This is a genomic window from Acidimicrobiales bacterium (assembly GCA_035536915.1).
In the GTDB taxonomy this organism is placed as follows: domain Bacteria; phylum Actinomycetota; class Acidimicrobiia; order Acidimicrobiales; family JAHWLA01; genus JAHWLA01.
Genome location: DATLNE010000041.1, coordinates 38,807 through 56,983, shown reverse-complemented (window position 1 = coordinate 56,983; position 18,177 = coordinate 38,807). Strand labels below are relative to the sequence as shown.

Sequence of the window (18,177 nt, the reverse complement as noted above, 5' to 3'; positions counted from 1 at the left end):
AGCTGCATCGTCGGGGGAGCAGCCACTCATGAGAGCCATTTGTCCGAACGGTGACTGTCATGGCCAGGTGTCAATAGTCCGGGCCGAAGGGGGGCGCAGGCGGGCAGCCGTCTACACTGGCGCGGAACATGACGTCGCTCTGGCCGCGGATCGAGCCCCTGCTGGCCAAGGTGCAGAAGCCGGCTCGCTACATCGGGTGCGAAGACGGCGCGCAGGCTCCCGTGCACAGCCCGCACAAGGTCGCCTGGCTCCTCGTCTATCCCGACGCTTACGAGATCGGCCTGCCCAACCAGGGGCTCCAGATCCTCTACGAGATCCTCAACGAGCGCCCCGATGCGGTCGCCGAGCGGTCCTACGCGCCGTGGGTCGACATGGAAGCGCTGATGCGAGCCCGCGGCGTGCCGTTCTTCAGCGTCGACACCCACCGGGCGGCGGGCGACTTCGACCTCATCGCCTTCAACCTGTCGGCCGAGCTCGTCTACACCAACCTGTTGAACTGCGTGGACCTGGCGGGCGTGCCGGTTCGCACGGCGGACCGCTCGCCTGAACACCCGTTGATCGCCGCAGGCGGCCACTGCGCCTTCAATCCCGAGCCCCTGGCCGACTTCGTCGACTTCTTCGTCATCGGCGACGGCGAGGAGGTGGTGTCCGACATCACCGCCGTCGTGCGGGGCTGGAAGAACAGCGGGCGCACGTCGCGTGAAGGCGTGCTGCGCGAGCTGGCCACAGTGCCGGGCGTCTACGTGCCCTCGATGTACGACGTGGCCTACGACGGCGAGGCGCTGCGCTCGGTCACCCCGAAGTACGCAGACGTCCCCGCGGTTGTCGAGAAGCGCACGATCTCCGACCTCAACGACTGGCCGTACCCCAAGCAGCAACTGGTGCCCATGACCGAGGTGGTGCACGACCGCCTCAACGTCGAGGTGTTCCGGGGCTGCACCCGGGGCTGCCGCTTCTGCCAGGCGGGCATGATCACCCGCCCGGTGCGCGAGCGGTCCAACGAGCAGGTGCGCTCGATGGTCACCGGCGGCCTGCAGCGCACCGGCTACGACGAAGTGGCGCTGACCTCGTTGTCGACGGCCGACTACTCCGGCATCGAAGACGTGGTGGGCGGCATCATCAACGACCCCATGTGCCAAGGCTCGGTCGGCGTGAGCCTGCCCAGCCTGCGGGTCGACGCCTACACGGTGGGCATCGCCACCGAGATCGCCAAGGTGCGCCGCACCGGCCTCACGTTCGCCCCCGAAGGCGGCACCTGGCGCATGCGCCAGGTCATCAACAAGCTCATCCGCGAAGAGGACCTGTACGGCGCGGCGGAGTCGGCCTTCAGCCAGGGGTGGCAGCGCATCAAGCTGTACTTCCTCACCGGCCTGCCCACCGAGGCCGACGAGGACACCCTCGGCATCGTCGAGTTGGCCAAGAACTGTGCAGCCATCGGGCGCAAGCACTCGGGCCGGGTCACCGTCTCGGCGTCGGTCGGCGGCTTCGTGCCCAAGGCGCAGACGCCGTTCCAGTGGTTCGGCCAGAACACGGTCGACGAGCTGCGCCGCAAGGTCAACCTCTTGAAGGACACAGCCCGTAAGGTCCAAGGCGTGCAGCTCAAGTGGCACGACCCCAAGGCCACGTTGGCCGAGGGCATTGCCAGCCGCGGCGACCGCCGGCTGGGTGCGGTGATCGAGGAGGTGTGGCGCAACGGCGGCATCTTCCAGGAGTGGTCGGAGTTCTTCGACCTCTCGCTGTGGGAGGACGCCATGGCCAAGCACGGCCTGTCGGTCGACTGGTACGTGTACCGCCACCGCGACGAGGACGAGGTCCTGCCCTGGGACCACATCTCGGCCGGGCTCCACAAGGACTTCCTCTGGCAGGACTGGCAGGACGCGCTGGCTGCGTCGGGCGTCGAGGACTGCCGGTGGACCCCCTGTTACGACTGCGGCGCCTGCACGGGCTACGGCATCGAGCACGTCGTGGCATCACCAATGCCGCCCGCGGGCGGCAGCCAGGGCACCGGGCAAGACCTGAGCACGGGCGGGTTCGTCCCCGTGCAACTCCTCGCCGGGCGGCCGAGCTAGCCGTGCGCGTCCGGCTCCGTTTCTCCAAGGTGGGCAAGATCCGGTGGACGAGCCACCGCGACCTCGCCCGCATGTGGGAGCGGGGCTTCCGGCGGGTGCAGTTGCCGTTGGCCTACACCCAGGGGTTCTCGCCTCGCCCCAAGGTGAGCTTCGGGCTCGCCCTGCCCACCGGCGCCGAGTCGGTGGCCGAGTACCTCGACATCGAGTTGGCGCCCGGCGCCACCGTCGACGTCGACTCGTTGCCGGCGCTGCTCACGCCGGTGCTCCCCGCCGGGGTCGACGTTTCGGCCGCGGCGGCAATCGACGACCGGGCCGACTCGCTCCAGCACGAGGTCAGCTCGTGTTCGTGGCGGGTCGAGGTGGTGGGCGCTCCGGCCGACAAGATGGAACGCCTTGTCGCCGACGCGCTGGCCGCCGATTCGCTCGTCGTCTCGCGGGAACGCAAAGGCCGCCTGTCGGAAGACGACATCCGACCCGGCCTCCTGTCCGTCACCGTCGCCCCTGGCGACCCGGTGGTGCTCGAGTGCGAGCTTGCCGCCGCGCCGCGTGCCTTGCGGCCTACGGAGTTGCTGCGGGCACTGTCGCCCGACGGCAGCATCGAGGCAGCGAGCGTGCGACGAACTGCCCAATGGATTCTGCGCGACGGCGCGCGATCGGAGCCTTTGCCGGCCCCGCTCGACGCGACGGACGCGCCGCCCGCTCCAAGCCTGGAGCGTGCGTCATGAGAAGGGACGTACTCCATGTCCGACGCAACCCCGATCCCTGCCGGAGAACCGCAGGAGCATCAGGAACAGCCCGCAGCCGCTGAGGGCGGGGCGACGCCGTCCGGCGGCACCGGAGCGGCCAAGCGCCGCCGCCGGGGCTCCCGAGGCGGGCGCAACCGCAACCGCTCAGGTGGCGGCGGGGGCGGTGGTGATCGCAACGGCAACGGCGCGGCGGGCGACGAGGCCGAGGTTGATCGTCGTCCCGACGACCTGCCCGACCGCCCCAACGAGGGACGCCCCTCGCCTGAGGCCGCAGCCAAGGCCACGATCATGCCCGGCGAGCCCGGCATCTTCCCGCCCAAGCCCTTCCTGACGCCGAAGGTGCCGCCGCCCGTGGTGGCCGGCGAGGCCGGCAAGCCGGACACCCCTGCCGCCGATGCGCCGGAGCCGAAGGAGGGCGGCAGCAGCCGGAAGCGCCGCCGCCGTGGTGGGCGCGGTCGCAGCGGTGCCAAGCGCCAGGAAGCTGTCGCCGCTGCCGAGCTCGACGAGCCCGTGGAGCTCGACGAGGAGACGATGGAGAAGCGCCGGGGGCGGGAGCGCAAGGGGCGGCCGGTGGGCCGCTACCAGATGTGCGTGCACCTGCGGCCGGGGGCCACGCAGATCGCCGTGCTGGAAGGGCGTTCGCTCATCGAGCACTACGTGTCGCGTCCGCAGGACGACGTCAACCAGATCGACGGCAACATCTACCTCGGCCGGGTGCAGAACGTCTTGCCCGGCATGGAGGCCGCCTTCGTCGACATCGGCACGCCCAAGAACGCCGTGTTGTACCGGGGCGACGTCCACTACGACCGCGACGACGTGGAAGGCGGCGGCAGCAAGGGCAGCGCCCGCATCGAGCAACTGCTGCGGGCGGGCCAGACCATCCTGTGCCAGGTCACCAAGAACCCCATCGGCACCAAGGGCGCCCGCCTCACCCAGGAGGTGTCGCTCCCCGGCCGGTTCGTCGTCCTGATCCCCAACAGCGACACCTACGGCATCTCCAAGCGGCTGGCCGACGACGAGCGCAAGCGCCTGCGGCGCATCCTCGACGAGGTGCGGCCCGAGGGGCACGGCCTCATCGTGCGCACCGCGGCGGAAGACGCCACGCCCGACGAACTGCGGCGCGACGTGGCCCGCCTGCTCAAGCAGTGGAACGACATCGACGGGCTGGCCAAGCGGTCGAAGGCGCCGTCGCTGCTCTACCGGGAGCCCGACATGGCGGTGCGGGTCATCCGCGAGGAGTTCAACCGCGACTACCGCGCCGTGGTCATCGACGACCGGGCGCTGTACGAAGACGTGCGCGACTACGTGGCCTCCATCAGCCCTGAGTTGGCCGACCGGGTGGAGTTCTACGACCCCGAGGCCGAGGCGCTGCCGATCTTCGAACGCTTCCACGTGCACGAGCAGCTGCACAAGGCGCTCGACCGCAAGGTGTGGCTGCCGTCGGGTGGGTCGCTCATCATCGAGCGCACCGAGGCGCTGACCGTGATCGATGTCAACACCGGCAAGAACGTGGGCACCTCCAACCTGGAGGAGACCGTCTACCGCAACAACCTGGAGGCGGCTGAAGAGGTCGCCCGCCAGCTTCGGCTCCGCGACATCGGTGGCATCATCGTCATCGACTTCATCGACATGGAGATCCGCAAGAACCGTGACGAGGTGATGAAGGCCTTCCGAGGCGCCCTGTCGCGCGACAAGACCCGCACCCAGGTGTTCGACATCTCCGAGCTGGGCTTGGTGGAGATGACCCGCAAGCGGGTGTCGGAGGGCCTGGTGGAATCGTTCTCCCAGACCTGTCCGCACTGCGGGGGCCGCGGAATCGTGTTCGACGATTCGCTCCTGTAGCTGATGCTCAGATGGCGGCTGTTGCGAGCCCATCTGCCGCTGCGGCGGCCAGCAACAGACGATCGCCGGCAACGACTACGAGCTCGGCGTCGCTGACCCGGTGCGCCGCCGCCAAGTGCACGGCGTCGTACCCTCGCAGCGCGTGCTGTTCGGCGAGGTCGCCGGCGTGGTAGGTGAGCGCCTCGTCGATTTCCAGCATCTCGAGTTGCGCGCATCGCGCCTCGAGGGCGGCGGCCGCGGATCGCAACTCCCCGGCCGTCATGCGCTCCATCCGATGCGCCTGCGCAAGCGCTGTGCGAGCCTCGGGGTAGACCAGCCGTACGCTCGCAACACGATTGGCGGCGTCCCAAAGCCTGGCCGCTGGTTCCGAGCCCGCTTCCTCGATCAGCAGCGGAACCAGTGCCGACGTGTCGAAGTAGGCGATCACCGCCGCTGTTCGCGAACGAGATCCGAGACAGTCCCCTTCGTCTTGATCGGCTTTCCAGGAGGCTGTTTCGGCTGTCGAGCAGGAGTGACGACTCCCTCGGCAACGAGCCTGTCCAGTGCCCGCTCAACGCCCATCGGCAGCACTCGGGCGATGGCGTGCCCGCGATCAGTGACGACGACCTCCTCGCCTCCTCGGACTCGGTCCAGGTACCGGCTGAGGTTGTCCCTGAGTTCTCGGACGCCTACTTCCATTCCTCGACCTCCACCATGACGCCACTTGCTGCACATCAGTGTAGCCACATTGCCTGCCAGTGGTAGGGCACGCCGCCCCGCCGGAGGACCTACGCCGGATTAACGGCTTCGCACGGCTTCGCCTACACTGGACCGCCTATGTACGCAGTGATCAAGACCGGTGGCAAGCAGGAGCGCGTAGCCGAAGGCGAGCGCGTCCTCGTCGAGCTGCTCGGCAAGGACGAGGGTGACGACGTCACGTTCACACCCCTGCTCCTGGTCGACGGCGAGAACGTCGTGACCGGTGGCGACCTGGCTGCGGCCACCGTGTCGGCCCGAGTGGTCGGCGAGGAGAAGGGCCCGAAGGTCCGGGGCTTCACCTACAAGAACAAGACCAACCAGCGGAAGCGCTGGGGTCACCGCCAGAAGTACACCATGATCGAGATCACCGGGATCTCCAGGGGTTAACGAGCCATGTCGAAGACCAAAGGTGGAGGTTCCACCAGGAACGGGCGTGATTCAGCCGCCCAGCGCCTCGGCGTCAAGGTGTTCGACGGCACGGCCGTCAACGCCGGCGCCATCATCGTCCGCCAGCGCGGCACCAAGTTCCACCCGGGCATCAACGTGGGCCGCGGCGGCGACGACACGCTGTTCGCCCTCGCTCCGGGCAAGGTGAAGTTCGGCGCCCGCAAGGGCCGGAAGCTGGTCGACATCCTCCCTGCCGACGGCTGATCTGCCCTCACGATTTCTGCGGCGCCGGGCCTTCGAGGCCCGGCGCTGACGCGTCTCCCCTTATGTCCCCCTTCCTCCACTCCCCGCTGCAGGCCTGCGCCAGCGTAATGTCCCGCGCCATGGGGGCCGCCTGATGGCCGGGTTCGTCGACGAGGCCCAGCTGCACGTGAAGGCGGGCGACGGCGGCGCGGGCTCGGTGTCGTTCCGTCGTGAGGCCCACACGCCCAAGGGCGGGCCCGACGGCGGCAGCGGCGGCAAGGGCGGCGACGTGTGGCTGGTGGCCGACCACGACGTGGCCTCGCTCCTCCAGTTCCGTGACCACCCGCACCGGCGGGCGGGCAACGGCGGGCACGGCGCGGGCCGCGCCAAGCACGGTGCCAACGGCGCCGACACCATCGTCAAAGTCCCCATCGGCACGGTGGTCAAGGACCTCGAAGGCAACGTGGCGGCCGACCTCTCCAACGACGGCGACCGCTGGATGGCCGGGGCCGGCGGACGGGGCGGGCGAGGCAACGCCACCTTCCTCTCCAACAGCCGCCGGGCGCCGAGCTTCGCCGAGCAGGGCGAGGTCGGTGAGGAGCATTGGTACAACCTCGAGCTCAAGCTCATGGCCGACGTCGCCCTCGTCGGCTTCCCCAACGCCGGCAAGTCGACGCTCATCTCCCGCATCTCGGCGGCCAAGCCCAAGATCGCCGACTACCCGTTCACCACCCTGGTGCCCAACCTCGGCGTCGTGCGTTACGACGAGCACGAGTTCGTGGTGGCCGACATCCCCGGGCTCATCGAAGGGGCCAGCGAGGGCAAGGGGCTGGGGCACCGGTTCCTTCGTCACGTCGAGCGGGCGCGCGTGCTCGTGGTGCTGCTCGACCTGGCCGCCGCCGACGGCACGCCGCCGGAAGAACAGGAGCGCATCCTTCTGCAGGAGCTGGGCCAGTACCGCCCTGAGCTGCTGGAGCGCCCTCGCGTCACCGTCGGGACCAAGGCCGATGTCGCGTTCAGCATGTGGGATGGGAATCTCATCTCATCCGTGACGGGGGCGGGCATCCCCGCACTGCTGGGCCAATTGGCCGTGCTCGTCGAAGAGGCGCGCAAGGAACTGCCCGAGGCGGTGGGCTTCGTGGTGCACCGGCCCGAGGCCGAAGGGCTGCTCATCGAACGGGGCGACGACGGCGCGTTCGTTGTGCGGGGCAAGGCGGCCGAGCGGGCCGTGGCGGTGTCCGACATCACCAATGCCCAAGCCCTCGCCTACGTGCAGGGCCGGCTCAAGCGCCTCGGCGTCGACCGGGCGCTGGCGCGGGCGGGCGCGCGCGAGGGCGACATCGTGCACATCGGCGGCTTCAGCTTCGAGTACGAGCCGTAATGCGCTCCGGGTTCCGTCAGGCTCGGCACCTCCCCGCCCTCGTCCCTCGGGCGGGGACCCCTCCGCGCCTGCCACCCGTCGCTGGAGCGCAGAGAGGAACCGGCCTTCGGCCGGTGCTGCCGTAATGAAGGTCGTCGTCAAGATCGGGACGTCGTCGCTCACCGACGAGCACGGTGAGATCGAGCTGCTCGCCATCGAGAAGCTGTGCTCGGAGGTGGCGGGCCTGCGGGGCCAGGGTCACAAGGTCATCGTCGTGACCTCGGGCGCCATCGCCGCCGGGCTGCCGCCCCTCGGCCTCGGCGGCGCCCGGCCCACCGACCTGCCGACCCTCCAAGCCGTCTCAGCAGTCGGGCAGGGCAGGCTCATCCGCGTCTACGACGACGTGCTCGCACGCCACAACCTGGTGGCGGGCCAGGTTCTCCTGGCTCCGCTCGACTTCGTGCACCGCCAGCAGTACCTGCACGCCCGCCAGACCCTCATCCGCCTGCTGGAGCTCGGCGTCGTGCCCATCGTCAACGAGAACGACGCGGTGGCCGACGACGAGATCCGCTTCGGCGACAACGACCGACTGGCCGCGCTGGTCGCCCATCTGGTGACGGCCGACGTGCTGGTGATCCTCACCGACATGCCCGGCGTGTTGACCGCGGATCCCCGGTTCCACGAGGACGCCTCGCTCATCGAGGAAATCGTGGAGGTCGACCACGAACTCGAACGGGTGGCGGGCGGCGCGGGCTCGGTGCGGGGGAGCGGCGGCATGGCGTCGAAGTTGGCGGCCGCCAAGATCGCCGCGTGGTCGGGCGTGCGGGCCGTGATCGCGGCTGCCGACCGTCCCGGCGTGGTGGCCGGTGCGGTGGCGGGCGATGTCGGCATCGGCACGGTGGTGCGACCGCACGACCGGCGCCTCCCTGCACGGAAGCTGTGGATCGCCTTCGCCGTCGGCGCGTCGGGCACGGTCGTCGTCGACGACGGCGCGAGGCGAGCGCTGACGGAGCGGGGCACGTCGTTGTTGCCCGCTGGGGTCGTCGGGGTGCAGGGCAGCTTCGAGGCCGAAGACGCCGTTGAGATCGCGGATGCTGCGGGCCGGGTGTTCGCCAAGGGCCTCGTGCGTCACTCGGCGGCGCGGGTCAAGGAGTGGGCGGGCCGGCGCACGGCCGACCTGCCTCCCGACCTGCCCCACGAAGTCGTCCACCGCGACGACCTCGTCGTGCTTCCATAAGCCAAAAGCCCTTTAAATACAAGGGTTTTTGCTTGATCTTCGGATCGAACATGTGTACGATTAGAGCGTGGTTGGAGAACTGCGGGACGTCGTCGAAAAGCTGGAAGTTCCGCTCGACGGCGACGCCCTGGCAGAGGTCTTGAAGGTGGCGGACCTGCTCAACGCCAAGCTGGCGGCGGCGGTCGGCGAGTTCGACGCCGAGGCCCTGTGGGAGCTCGACGGGGCGACGTCGATGACGGCCTGGCTGCGGCACCACGCAGGCATGACGGCGAGCACCGCGAAGACGGTGGCGTCCACGGCGAAGAAGCTGCGCACCCTGCCGATGACGGCGGCGTGTTGGTTGTCGGGAAGCCTCACGGGCGGACAGGTGCAGGCCATCGTGCGCAATGCGACGCCGAGTTCGCGGAACACGAAGCGGCGGTCGTGCCCGCGCTGGTCGACCTATCGGTGGCCGACACCGCGTTGGCCATGCAGCAGTGGAAGGCGATGCTCGACATCGAGCCGAAGCTCGAGAGGGGCGTCCACCTGTCGCAGACCTTGGACGGCCAATGGGAACTGACCGGCTCGCTCGACCCGCTGGGCGGCGAGACCGTGGCCACCGCGTTGCGGTTGGCGATGGTCGACGACCCCGACGTGCTGCCGTCGCAGCGCAGGGCCGATGCACTGGTCGATGTCTGCAGGTTCTTCCTCGACCACCAGAGCGGTCGTCGTGGCGGACGGCATCGCCCGCACCTGAACGTGGTGGTCGACTACGAAGCCCTACGTGCCGGCAAGGGCGGCAGCTTCGTGGGCGGCGGGCTGCTCGACGGTGCGTCGGTGCAGGCGCTGGCGTGCGATGCGGCGATCCACCGGGTGGTCACCGATGGCCGCAGCACGATCCTCGACTACGGCACCTCCACCCGGACCATCCCGGCCCCATTGTGGTCGGCGCTGGTGCTGCGCGACCGGCACTGCCGGTTCGAGGGCTGCGACCGGCCGTCGCACTGGTGCGAGGCGCATCACGTGATGCCGTGGCACGACGGCGGTACCACGAGCCTCGACAACCTGGTGCTCAAGTGCAGCCGCCACCACCACCTCGGCCATCAACCGGGCTGGTCGGAGAAGCTGAAGCCCGACGGCACCCTGGTCATCACCGATCCACGCGGCCGCACCCGCACGACCCGACCACCTGGCGCACTCGCAGCGTGCAGTGGCGCGCACTCGCGATCAGCGTCGGCGGCGTGATCGTCGGTTGCGTCAGGGGGTGAGGCGGAGGCGGTCGAGTCGTTCGGCGGCTCGACGCTCCAACTGCGACTGCTCGAAGTCCCCGGTCGATGCTGCGGGCAGCCGCCCTTGTAACTCGGCCACCCCGAGCGCCCGGGCGTAGCGACGCTCGATCTTGTCGCGCACCTCGGCCAACGTGGGCACGTCGGCGCCCACCGACTCCGACAGCATCGCCAGCGCGCCGTTGATCTGCTCCTGCATGCGCGCTTGGTCAAGCTGGCTCAGCAGCTTCTGCCGCTCGCCCAAGGTCTTCTGCAGCGCTAAAGCGTTCTCGTCGACGGCTCGTTTGGCCTGCTCGGCAGCGCCGCTGGCGTGTAGGTGGAACGCCTTCAACCCGTCGACATCCGCCTCGATGGTGACCATGCGGGCCGCGTACGACAAGGCGGCTCGTTCGTCGCCGATGCGAAGGGCGTGGCGGGCCGAGTCGCTCACCTCCGCCAACTCCTCCATGGCACGGTTGAGCCGGATCTCGGTGTGCTTCTGGTTGGCCACGACCGTGGCCGCCTGCTCCCGCAAACGCCGGTGTTGGGCCTGTGCCTCGGCCATGGCCTGCTCCAGTTGCACCTTCGGGTCGGCTCGTTCGTCGAAGGCTTCCGACAACGCTGCCGAGCTGTACCGACCCATCCGCCGCAGAAGTCCGAGCATGAGGCCGATGGTACGGACGCACTGCCCTGAAGGGAATGTGTCATGCGTCTCAGTTACAGTCCGCGGCAGTGGCGCGGGTGATCGCTGGGCTGATGATGACGCTGGTCCTCGGAGCCTGGCCCGCGGCCGCGGCGCAGCCCGCTCCCAAGGTGCTCGTCACCACCGTCGACGACGCCATCACCCCCGTCATCGCCGACCACATCGCCGACGGCATCGGGCGGGCCGAGCGGGGCGGCTATGCCGCCTACCTCGTGCACCTCGACACCCCGGGCGGGCTCGACAGTTCGATGCGCAAGATCGTGCAGCGCATCCTTTCTGCCAGCGTCCCCGTGGTCGTCTACGTCAGCCCCCAGGGCGCGCGAGCGGCCTCGGCAGGTGCGGTGATCGCCCTCGCCGCCCACGTCTCCGCCGTGGCGCCCGGCACGGCCATCGGCGCCGCCACGCCCATCGACCTGGAAGGCGGCGACCTCGAGCGCAAGGTGGTGAACGACGCCGCCGCCTACACCGAGTCGCTGGCCCGCTTGCGTGGTCGCGATATCGGCTTCGCCCGCGACATCGTGCTGGAAGGCCGCTCGGTCTCGGCCGATGACGCCGTGCGCATCCGGGCCGTCGACTTTCTGGCGGCGACCCTTGACGACGTGCTGCGCCAAGCCGACGGCCGCCAGGTGAAACTGGGCGACCAGTCGACCGTGACCGCGCGCACCGCCGGAGCAACGACCGACGAGCGCGAGATGGGCCTGTTCCGCCGCATCCAGCAACGGCTGGCCGACCCCAACCTCACCTTCCTCTTCCTGTCGATCGGCACCCTCGCCCTCATGTACGAACTGGCCTCGCCCGGGATCATGGGAGCAGGCACCGTCGGGGTCATCTTCATGCTGCTGGGCTTCTTCGGCGTGGCCGTGCTGCCCGTCAACGTCGTGGGCCTGCTGCTCCTGCTGGCCGCCGTCGTGCTGTTCGCCCTCGAACTGTTTGCCCCGGGCATAGGCGTAGCCGCCGCCGGTGGTTCCGTCGCGCTCGCCCTCAGCGGCGTCTTCTTGTTCGACGACGCGCCCGGCTTGGAACTGAGCGCTGCCGTGTTCGTGCCCGTGGCCGCCGTCGTCGGCGGCGGCGTGGTCGTCGCGGGCCGCTTCGCCCGCCGCTCCATCACCGCGCCGTCGACCATGACCGGCGCCGAGCGCTTCCTCGGCCAGCAGGTGACCGTCGGGCCGCGAGGGCAGGCCTTCGTGGACGGCGCCTGGTGGCAACTTCGCAGCACCACCGAACTCCACGAAGGCGCCACGGCGCGAGTGGTCGACGTCGACGGGCTGGTGCTCGTCGTAGAACAGGAGAGCGAGACATGAACGAAGGCGTGCTGATCGGGCTCGGGTTCCTGCTGTTCCTTGTCGTGGTGATCGTCGCCTCGGCCGTGCGCATCGTGGCCGAGTACGAGCGCGGCGTGATCTTCCGGCTGGGCCGGGTCATGGGTGCCAAAGGCCCGGGCCTGTTCTTCATCATCCCGATCATCGACCGCATGGTGAAGGTGAACCTGCAGACGGTCACCTACGACATCCCGCCCCAGGACGTCATCACCAAGGACAACGTGACGGTGCGGGTCAACGCCGTCACCTACTTCCAGGTGGTCGACCCGGTGCGGGCCATCGTCGCCGTGCAGGACTACCTCTACGCCACCTCGCAGGTGGCCCAGACCACCTTGCGCAGCGTGCTCGGCCAGGTCGACCTCGACGACCTGCTCATCGAACGCGACCGCATCAACCAGGACCTCCAGCAGATCATCGACCAGCTCACCGACCCCTGGGGCATCAAGGTCACCCTGGTCGAGCTCAAGGACGTGGAGCTGCCCGAGTCGATGCGCCGCGCCATGGCCCGCCAGGCCGAAGCCGAGCGCGAGCGGCGAGCCAAGATCATCCACGCCGAGGGCGAAAAGGAAGCGGCCGTGTCGTTGGGCGAAGCCGCCGCCATCCTCCACGCGTCACCGGCGGCCATGCAGCTCCGCGTGCTGTCGACCATGGTCGAAGTGGCGTCCGAACGAAACTCCACGCTGGTGTTCCCGGTGCCGATCGAGTTGCTGCGGTTCTTCGACAGCCAGGCTCAGGACCGCGGCTGACGCAGCATCTGCCACACGGTCGGCCCCCCGTCGGGGAACTGCACCTCACCGACCACCTCGAAGCCGAAGCGGGCGTAGTACGGCACGTTGCGCTCCTTCGACGACTCGAGGAACGCCTCCTCGCCGCGCTCGTCGCACTGCCGGAGCACCGGCTCCAGCAGGGCGGTGCCCACCCCTTTGCCCTGCGCGGCGGGCTCGGTGCCCAGGATGGCGAGGTACCAGTGTGAGCCCGGCGGGTGCTTGCGCTCCACGGCCGACAGGGCGCGTATGCCGGGCAGCAACCGGCCCCGCAGCACCCACGCCATGGCGGGCACGCCGCGCAGCATGTCGCGTGGCCCTGTCTTCCACTTGTCGGGCGGGTCCCACACTGCCGCGCCTGCGAGGTCGGGCGTGGTCCACGTCGAGTCGTGCGACAGGTGCAGGACTCGGAGTGCGACCTCCATCGACTTGGTGAGCCGGTCCATGCGCCGCTTGGTGCGCCCCGGCGGCAGCAGCCACTCGAAGATGGGGTCGTCCTCGAAGGCCCGCGCCAGCGCTGCGCTCAAGGCGGGGACGTCGGCATAGGTGGCTTTGCGCACGGCCGTCATCGGGCCAGTCTGCCGTAGACTTTCGTGCGTGGCCTCGACGCCTTTGACCGAACTGGGACAACGCGCCAAAGCGGCCTCGCGCGTCCTGGCGACGACCTCCACGGCGGCCAAGGACGAGGCGCTGCGCACCGGGGCCGACCTGTTGGTGGAACGCACCGACGACATCCTGCGGGCCAACGCCGACGACGTGGCCCGGGCCGAGGCGGCGGGCACCACGGCCACGGTGGTCGACCGCCTCCGCCTCGACCCCCGACGCGTCGAAGGCATGGCCGACGGGCTGCGCCAAGTAGCAGCGTTGGCCGACCCCGTGGGCGAAGTGGTCGACGGTTGGGTGCGGCCCAACGGCTTGCGCATCCGCCGGGTGCGCGTGCCCCTCGGCGTCGTTGCGATCATCTACGAGAACCGGCCCAACGTCACCAGCGACGCCGCGGGCCTGTGCCTCAAGTCGGGCAACGCTGCCTTCCTGCGGGGCTCGTCGGCCGCCATCAGCTCCAACACGGCCATCGCGGCTGTCTTGCGTGAAGCCTTCGCCAAGGCAGGCCTGCCCGAGGACTCGCTGATCCTGGTGGAGGACACCTCGCGGGAAGCGGCCGTCGAGTTCATGCGGCTGCGCGACTACGTCGACTGCCTCATCCCGCGCGGTGGGCCGTCGCTCATCCAGTCGATCCTCGAGAACGCCACCGTCCCCTACGTCATCGACGGCGACGGCAACTGCCACATCTATGTCGATGCGACGGCGGATCTCGATGCCGCCGTCGACATCGTGGTGAACGCCAAGACGCAGCGGCCGTCCGTGTGTAACGCGGCGGAGTCGCTGCTCGTGCACGAGTCGGTGGCCGCCGAGTTCCTGCCCCGGGCCGCCGAAGCGTTGGCCGATGTGGAGCTGGTCGGCGACAAAGCCAGCCGCGCCCTCGTCGACCGCATCGGCGCCGCCACCGACGATGACTACGGCCGCGAGTTCCTCGACCTCAAGATGTCGGTGGCCGTGGTGCCGTCGCTCGACGCCGCCATGGAGCACATCAGCCGGTTCGGGTCGGGCCACACCGAGGCCATCCTCACCCGCGACATGGCTGCGGCCACCCGCTTCACCCAGCAGGTCGACGCCGCCGCCGTGGTGGTCAACGCCTCCACCCGTTTCACCGACGGCGAGCAGTTCGGCTTCGGCGCCGAGATCGGCATCTCCACCCAGAAGCTGCACGCCCGCGGCCCCATGGGCCTGCGCGAGCTCACGACGGTGAAGTACATCGTCGAAGGCGAGGGCCACGTTCGGGCTTGACGCCTCTGTATTAGGTACGCCTAACTTTTAAGGGTGCGGTCAGCCTTACATGCCGGGTTCGCCGCCGGGCTCGACTCGCACGGGGATCGGGTCGCGGTGGCGGGGCAGCTCACCTACCGCCAGCTTGCACAACGGGCCGACGACGTCGGCGCCGCCCTCGGCACCGAGCGACGGCTGGTCCTCTTGCGGGCTCGCAACGATGTTGACTCGCTGGTCGCCTACCTGGGCGCGCTGCGGGCAGGCCACGTGGTGCTGGTGGGCGACGACGAGCAGTACGACCCGGACGTGGTGATCGACGGCGGCCATATCGCCGAGCGTCGCTCCGGCACTGCGCACGACCTGCACCCCGACTTGGCACTGCTGCTGTCGACGTCGGGGTCGACGGGTTCGCCCAAGCTGGTGCGGCTCTCGCACCGCAACCTCGACGCCAATGCCGCGGCCATCGCGGAGTACCTCGAGTTGGGTGCCGACGATCGAGCGATCACCTCGCTGCCCATGCACTACTGCTACGGGCTGTCGGTCATCAACAGCCACCTTGCCGCGGGGGCCGGGCTGGTGCTCACCGGCCTGTCGGTGGTCGACCGCTGCTTCTGGGACACCTTCCGTGCGCACGAGGCGACCTCGTTGGCGGGCGTGCCGTACACGTTCGAGATGCTCGACCGGGTGGGCTTCGACGGCATGCACCTGCCTTCCCTACGGGTGGTGACGCAAGCGGGCGGGCGACTGGCCCCCGAACGGGTGCAGCGTTTCGCCGCCTTGGGCGAGCGCAAGGGCTGGCGGTTCTTCGTCATGTACGGCCAGGCGGAGGCGACGGCGCGTATGGCCTACTTGCCGCCCGAGCTGGCGACGTCGTACCCCGACTGCATCGGCGTGCCCGTCCCCGGCGGGAGCTTCGAGATCGCGGCCGACGGCGAGCTCGTCTACCGCGGCCCCAACGTGATGATGGGTTACGCGTCGCAGCCCGCTGACTTGGCGCTGGGCGCCACCGTCGATGCGTTGCACACCGGCGACCTGGCCCGGCGCACTCCTGAGGGGCTGTACCAAGTCGTGGGCCGACGAGGCCGGTTCGTGAAGCTGTTCGGGCTGCGCATCGACCTCGACCACTTGGAGCGGACGCTCGGTGTCGTGTGCGCAGGCAACGACGAGCGCTTGGTCCTTGCGGGTGACGCCGCCGCGGTGTGCGAGCGCACGGGGCTGCCGCTGTCGGCCGTGCACGTGGTCGACGACGTGCCCCGGCTGGCCAACGGCAAGCCCGACTACGCCGCCATGCTGGCGACCTCGGTCGCCGCGGCCCGGCCGACGACGGTGGCCGACTTGTTCGCCGCCGTGCTCGGCTGCGACGAGGTGCACGAAGACGACACCTTCGTGTCGTTGGGGGGTGACTCGCTGTCGTACGTCGAGGCCAGCGTGGCCTTGGAGGAGCTGCTCGGCGGGTTGCCGCCTCACTGGCACATCACGCCTGTGAACCGGCTGCGGGCCGGCCCTCCCCGCCGCACGCCGAGGGTCGAAGCCAACGTGGTGGTGCGGGCCGTGGCCATCGTCTTCATCGTGGGGAGCCACGCCCGCCTGTTCTCGCTGGAGGGGGGCGCGCACGCCCTGTTGGCGGTGGCGGGCTTCAACTTTGCCCGCTTCCAGCTCGAGTCCGGCCGCATGCTGCGCAGCATCGTCCGCATCGTTGTGCCCAGCGTGGCGTGGATCGCCGTCCTGGCGAGCGCCAGCGACAAGTTCGACCTGCCCGATGTGCTGCTCGTCAACGGCTACTTCGGCAACCCGAGGGTGCATTGGGCCTTCTGGTACATCGAGGCGCTGGTGCAGATCCTGCTGGTCGCCGCCGCCGTGTTCGCCGTGCCCCGGGTGCGAGCCCTGGCGCGGGCCCGGCCGGTCGAGGTGGCGTGGGTGGTGCTGGCCGTCACGCTGGCGGCACGCCTGCTGCCGCACATGGGGATGCGCATCTACCGTCCGCATTACGTGGCCTGGCTGTTCGCCTTGGGGTGGGTGGCGGCGGTCGCCACCACGTGGCGCCAGCGGCTGGCGCTGTCGGCCGTGGCGGTGGCGGGCACGGCGGGGTTCTTCTTCACCCTGCGCCGCGAGGTCGTCGTCCTTGCCTTCCTGCTGGTGCTCATCTGGGTGGCGTCGATTCCGGTGCCTGCGCCGCTCAACCGGGCGGTCGCCGCCGTGGCCGGCGCGTCGCTGGCCATCTACCTCACGCACTGGGTGGTGTACCCGCCGCTGGGCCGCACCTTCGGCCCGCTTGTCGCCACCAGCGCGGCGGTCGCGGTAGGCGTGGCACTGCGGACCGCACGCCGCCGTTTCAACTAGATCGCACGCCCTTGAGGTCGCCCGCCCGAACGCTGGCGGCTGCAGCGCGGTGATTTTTGTTTGAATCAATTGCTTAAACTGATACTATCAATGCGTAGAAAGGTTGCACACAGTGTAATTTCGCAAGGGCGGAGGTTGCCACGTGATCTACGAGATTCCGACCATCGGTCCCGAGGAGCAGGCGGCGCTCGACCGTATCGAAGCAGTACGTCGAGAGTTGCGCTACTACGTCGCCGAACCCCGGCGGTGGGTTGGCTCTGTTCGGCGTGTCCTGTCCGCTCGTGCCATTCAAGGCTCGAACAGCATCGAGGGTTACAACGTCTCCGTTGAGGATGCCGTCGCAGCCATCGAAGGTGACGACCCCGCGGAGGCGCGCGACGAGGACTGGCATGCCGTCATGGGTTACCGCCGCGCCATGACCTACGTCCTCCAACTCGCGCAGGACCGACACTTCGAGTACACCGCCGCCATCATCCGCAGCTTGCATTTCATGATGACGGAGTACGCACTGGCGGCAGGTCCGGGACTGTGGCGACCAGGAGCGATCTGGATCAGGAACAACGCGTCGGGCGACGTCGTGTACGAGGGCCCAGACCCTGACCTCGTCCCGGGCTTGATGGAAGAACTCGTGAAGCAGCTGACGATTCATGCTGAGGTACCAGCGACCATCCGTGGCGCCATGGCGCATCTGAACCTTGCGATGATCCACCCGTTCCGCGACGGCAACGGCCGAATGGCTCGTTGCCTCCAAACGCTGGTACTAGCCCGAGAAGGCATCCTCGTCCCCGAGTTCTGCAGCATCGAGGAGTATCTCGGCGCCAATACCGACGCCTACTACGGCGTGTTAGCGCAGGTCGGGATGGGCCGGTGGAATCCGCAGAACGATGCCCGGCCGTGGGTGCGCTTCTGTCTCCAGGCTCATTACGTGCAAGCCCGCAGTGTCCTCCGTCGCGTACGTGAGTCTGAACGAATCTGGGGCGAACTGGAGGAGTTGATCGGCGCCCGCGGCCTACCCCAGCGCTCGATTGGAGGGCTGTTCGACGCGACTCTCGGCCTGCGGATACGCAACTCGGGCTACCGAGCGGTTATGAAGAGTTGGGGCGAAGAGATCTCCAACCAGGTAGCCACGACGGACTTACGGTCGATGGTGAACGCCGGGCTTTTGGAGCAACGAGGGAAGAAACGGGGAACCTTCTATGTCGCCACAGGGCCTTTGCTCGAAATTCGTGCTCGACTTCGCCACGGCCGTCAGCCCATCGACACCTCTGACCTCTTCACGCCTTCTTCAAAGACCCCCGACTTGACCAGCGAGCCCCAGCTGCCATTTGGACCTTCTGCGACAGCGGATCAGAGTTGAGCAG

Annotated in this window: 18 protein-coding genes; 13 read left to right on the top strand and 5 right to left on the bottom strand. The window is 69.0% G+C overall.

From position 1 onward, the window contains the following. Positions 1 to 128 precede the first annotated feature (128 nt). The 3 genes from VM938_11675 to VM938_11665 are packed head-to-tail and all read left to right on the top strand — an operon-like array spanning position 129 to position 4,657. A complete protein-coding gene (locus tag VM938_11675; GenBank protein ID HVF75699.1) occupies positions 129 to 2,069 on the top strand; it encodes a TIGR03960 family B12-binding radical SAM protein in 1,941 nt (646 codons plus the stop codon). A gap of 2 nt (positions 2,070 to 2,071) precedes the next feature. Then, the gene (locus tag VM938_11670; protein HVF75698.1) at positions 2,072 to 2,794 is read left to right on the top strand and encodes a TIGR03936 family radical SAM-associated protein; all 723 of its coding nucleotides are present in this window, start codon (positions 2,072 to 2,074) and stop codon (positions 2,792 to 2,794) included. Positions 2,795 to 2,809: 15 nt separating this feature from the next. Further along, positions 2,810 to 4,657 carry an Rne/Rng family ribonuclease gene (locus tag VM938_11665; GenBank protein HVF75697.1) on the top strand — a complete coding sequence of 616 codons (1,848 nt, stop codon included), beginning with the start codon at positions 2,810 to 2,812 and terminating at the stop codon, positions 4,655 to 4,657. A 7-nt stretch (positions 4,658 to 4,664) separates the two neighbouring features. On the opposite strand, the gene VM938_11660 is transcribed toward VM938_11665, so the two are convergent. Next, the gene (locus tag VM938_11660) at positions 4,665 to 5,084 is read right to left on the bottom strand and encodes a type II toxin-antitoxin system VapC family toxin (protein HVF75696.1); all 420 of its coding nucleotides are present in this window, start codon (positions 5,082 to 5,084) and stop codon (positions 4,665 to 4,667) included. After that, on the bottom strand, positions 5,081 to 5,335 hold the full coding sequence (locus VM938_11655; GenBank protein ID HVF75695.1) for a type II toxin-antitoxin system prevent-host-death family antitoxin: 255 nt from the start codon (positions 5,333 to 5,335) through the stop codon (positions 5,081 to 5,083). Before VM938_11655 ends, VM938_11660 begins: the two co-directional genes overlap by 4 nt. Positions 5,336 to 5,473: 138 nt before the next feature. Here VM938_11655 and rplU point away from each other — a divergent pair, with 138 nt between their 5' ends. The 4 genes from rplU (at position 5,474) to proB (ending at position 8,622) form a co-directional block, all read left to right on the top strand. After that, positions 5,474 to 5,782: a 50S ribosomal protein L21 gene (gene rplU / locus VM938_11650; protein ID HVF75694.1), complete on the top strand. Its 309-nt coding sequence runs from the start codon at positions 5,474 to 5,476 to the stop codon at positions 5,780 to 5,782. A 6-nt stretch (positions 5,783 to 5,788) separates the two neighbouring features. Beyond that, entirely contained in the window at positions 5,789 to 6,046 is a 258-nt protein-coding gene (rpmA, locus tag VM938_11645; protein ID HVF75693.1) for a 50S ribosomal protein L27, read from the top strand. 133 nt (positions 6,047 to 6,179) lie between these two features. Further along, complete coding sequence (gene obgE, locus VM938_11640) at positions 6,180 to 7,406, top strand: GTPase ObgE (GenBank protein ID HVF75692.1); 1,227 nt, start codon at positions 6,180 to 6,182, stop codon at positions 7,404 to 7,406. Between the two features lie 124 nt (positions 7,407 to 7,530). After that, positions 7,531 to 8,622 carry a glutamate 5-kinase gene (gene proB / locus VM938_11635; protein HVF75691.1) on the top strand — a complete coding sequence of 364 codons (1,092 nt, stop codon included), beginning with the start codon at positions 7,531 to 7,533 and terminating at the stop codon, positions 8,620 to 8,622. 60 nt (positions 8,623 to 8,682) lie between these two features. Here proB and VM938_11630 read toward each other — a convergent pair whose 3' ends face one another. After that, on the bottom strand, positions 8,683 to 8,979 hold the full coding sequence (locus VM938_11630; GenBank protein HVF75690.1) for a hypothetical protein: 297 nt from the start codon (positions 8,977 to 8,979) through the stop codon (positions 8,683 to 8,685). Between the two features lie 66 nt (positions 8,980 to 9,045). On the opposite strand from VM938_11630, the gene VM938_11625 reads away from it, so the two are divergent. After that, on the top strand, positions 9,046 to 9,846 hold the full coding sequence (locus tag VM938_11625; protein HVF75689.1) for a DUF222 domain-containing protein: 801 nt from the start codon (positions 9,046 to 9,048) through the stop codon (positions 9,844 to 9,846). 12 nt (positions 9,847 to 9,858) lie between these two features. Here the strand turns inward: VM938_11625 and VM938_11620 are convergent, their stop codons facing one another. After that, complete coding sequence (locus tag VM938_11620) at positions 9,859 to 10,530, bottom strand: PspA/IM30 family protein (GenBank protein ID HVF75688.1); 672 nt, start codon at positions 10,528 to 10,530, stop codon at positions 9,859 to 9,861. Positions 10,531 to 10,598: 68 nt separating this feature from the next. On the opposite strand from VM938_11620, the gene VM938_11615 reads away from it, so the two are divergent. Then, complete coding sequence (locus VM938_11615; GenBank protein HVF75687.1) at positions 10,599 to 11,870, top strand: NfeD family protein; 1,272 nt, start codon at positions 10,599 to 10,601, stop codon at positions 11,868 to 11,870. Continuing rightward, positions 11,867 to 12,634 (top strand): slipin family protein, encoded by a 768-nt coding sequence (locus tag VM938_11610; protein HVF75686.1) that lies wholly within the window; start codon positions 11,867 to 11,869, stop codon positions 12,632 to 12,634. The genes VM938_11615 and VM938_11610 overlap by 4 nt, the downstream gene beginning before the upstream one ends. Here VM938_11610 and VM938_11605 read toward each other — a convergent pair. Continuing rightward, positions 12,619 to 13,221, bottom strand: coding sequence for a GNAT family N-acetyltransferase (locus VM938_11605; GenBank protein ID HVF75685.1), 603 nt, complete (start codon positions 13,219 to 13,221; stop codon positions 12,619 to 12,621). The genes VM938_11610 and VM938_11605 overlap by 16 nt on opposite strands. 28 nt (positions 13,222 to 13,249) lie before the next feature. Between VM938_11605 and VM938_11600 the strand changes: the two genes are divergently transcribed. From VM938_11600 to VM938_11590, 3 genes are all read left to right on the top strand, one after another. After that, the gene (locus VM938_11600; GenBank protein ID HVF75684.1) at positions 13,250 to 14,497 is read left to right on the top strand and encodes a glutamate-5-semialdehyde dehydrogenase; all 1,248 of its coding nucleotides are present in this window, start codon (positions 13,250 to 13,252) and stop codon (positions 14,495 to 14,497) included. A gap of 33 nt (positions 14,498 to 14,530) precedes the next feature. After that, a complete protein-coding gene (locus VM938_11595; protein HVF75683.1) occupies positions 14,531 to 16,816 on the top strand; it encodes an AMP-binding protein in 2,286 nt (761 codons plus the stop codon). A 142-nt stretch (positions 16,817 to 16,958) separates the two neighbouring features. After that, the gene (locus VM938_11590) at positions 16,959 to 18,173 is read left to right on the top strand and encodes a Fic family protein (GenBank protein HVF75682.1); all 1,215 of its coding nucleotides are present in this window, start codon (positions 16,959 to 16,961) and stop codon (positions 18,171 to 18,173) included. The last annotated feature ends 4 nt before the right edge of the window (positions 18,174 to 18,177 follow it).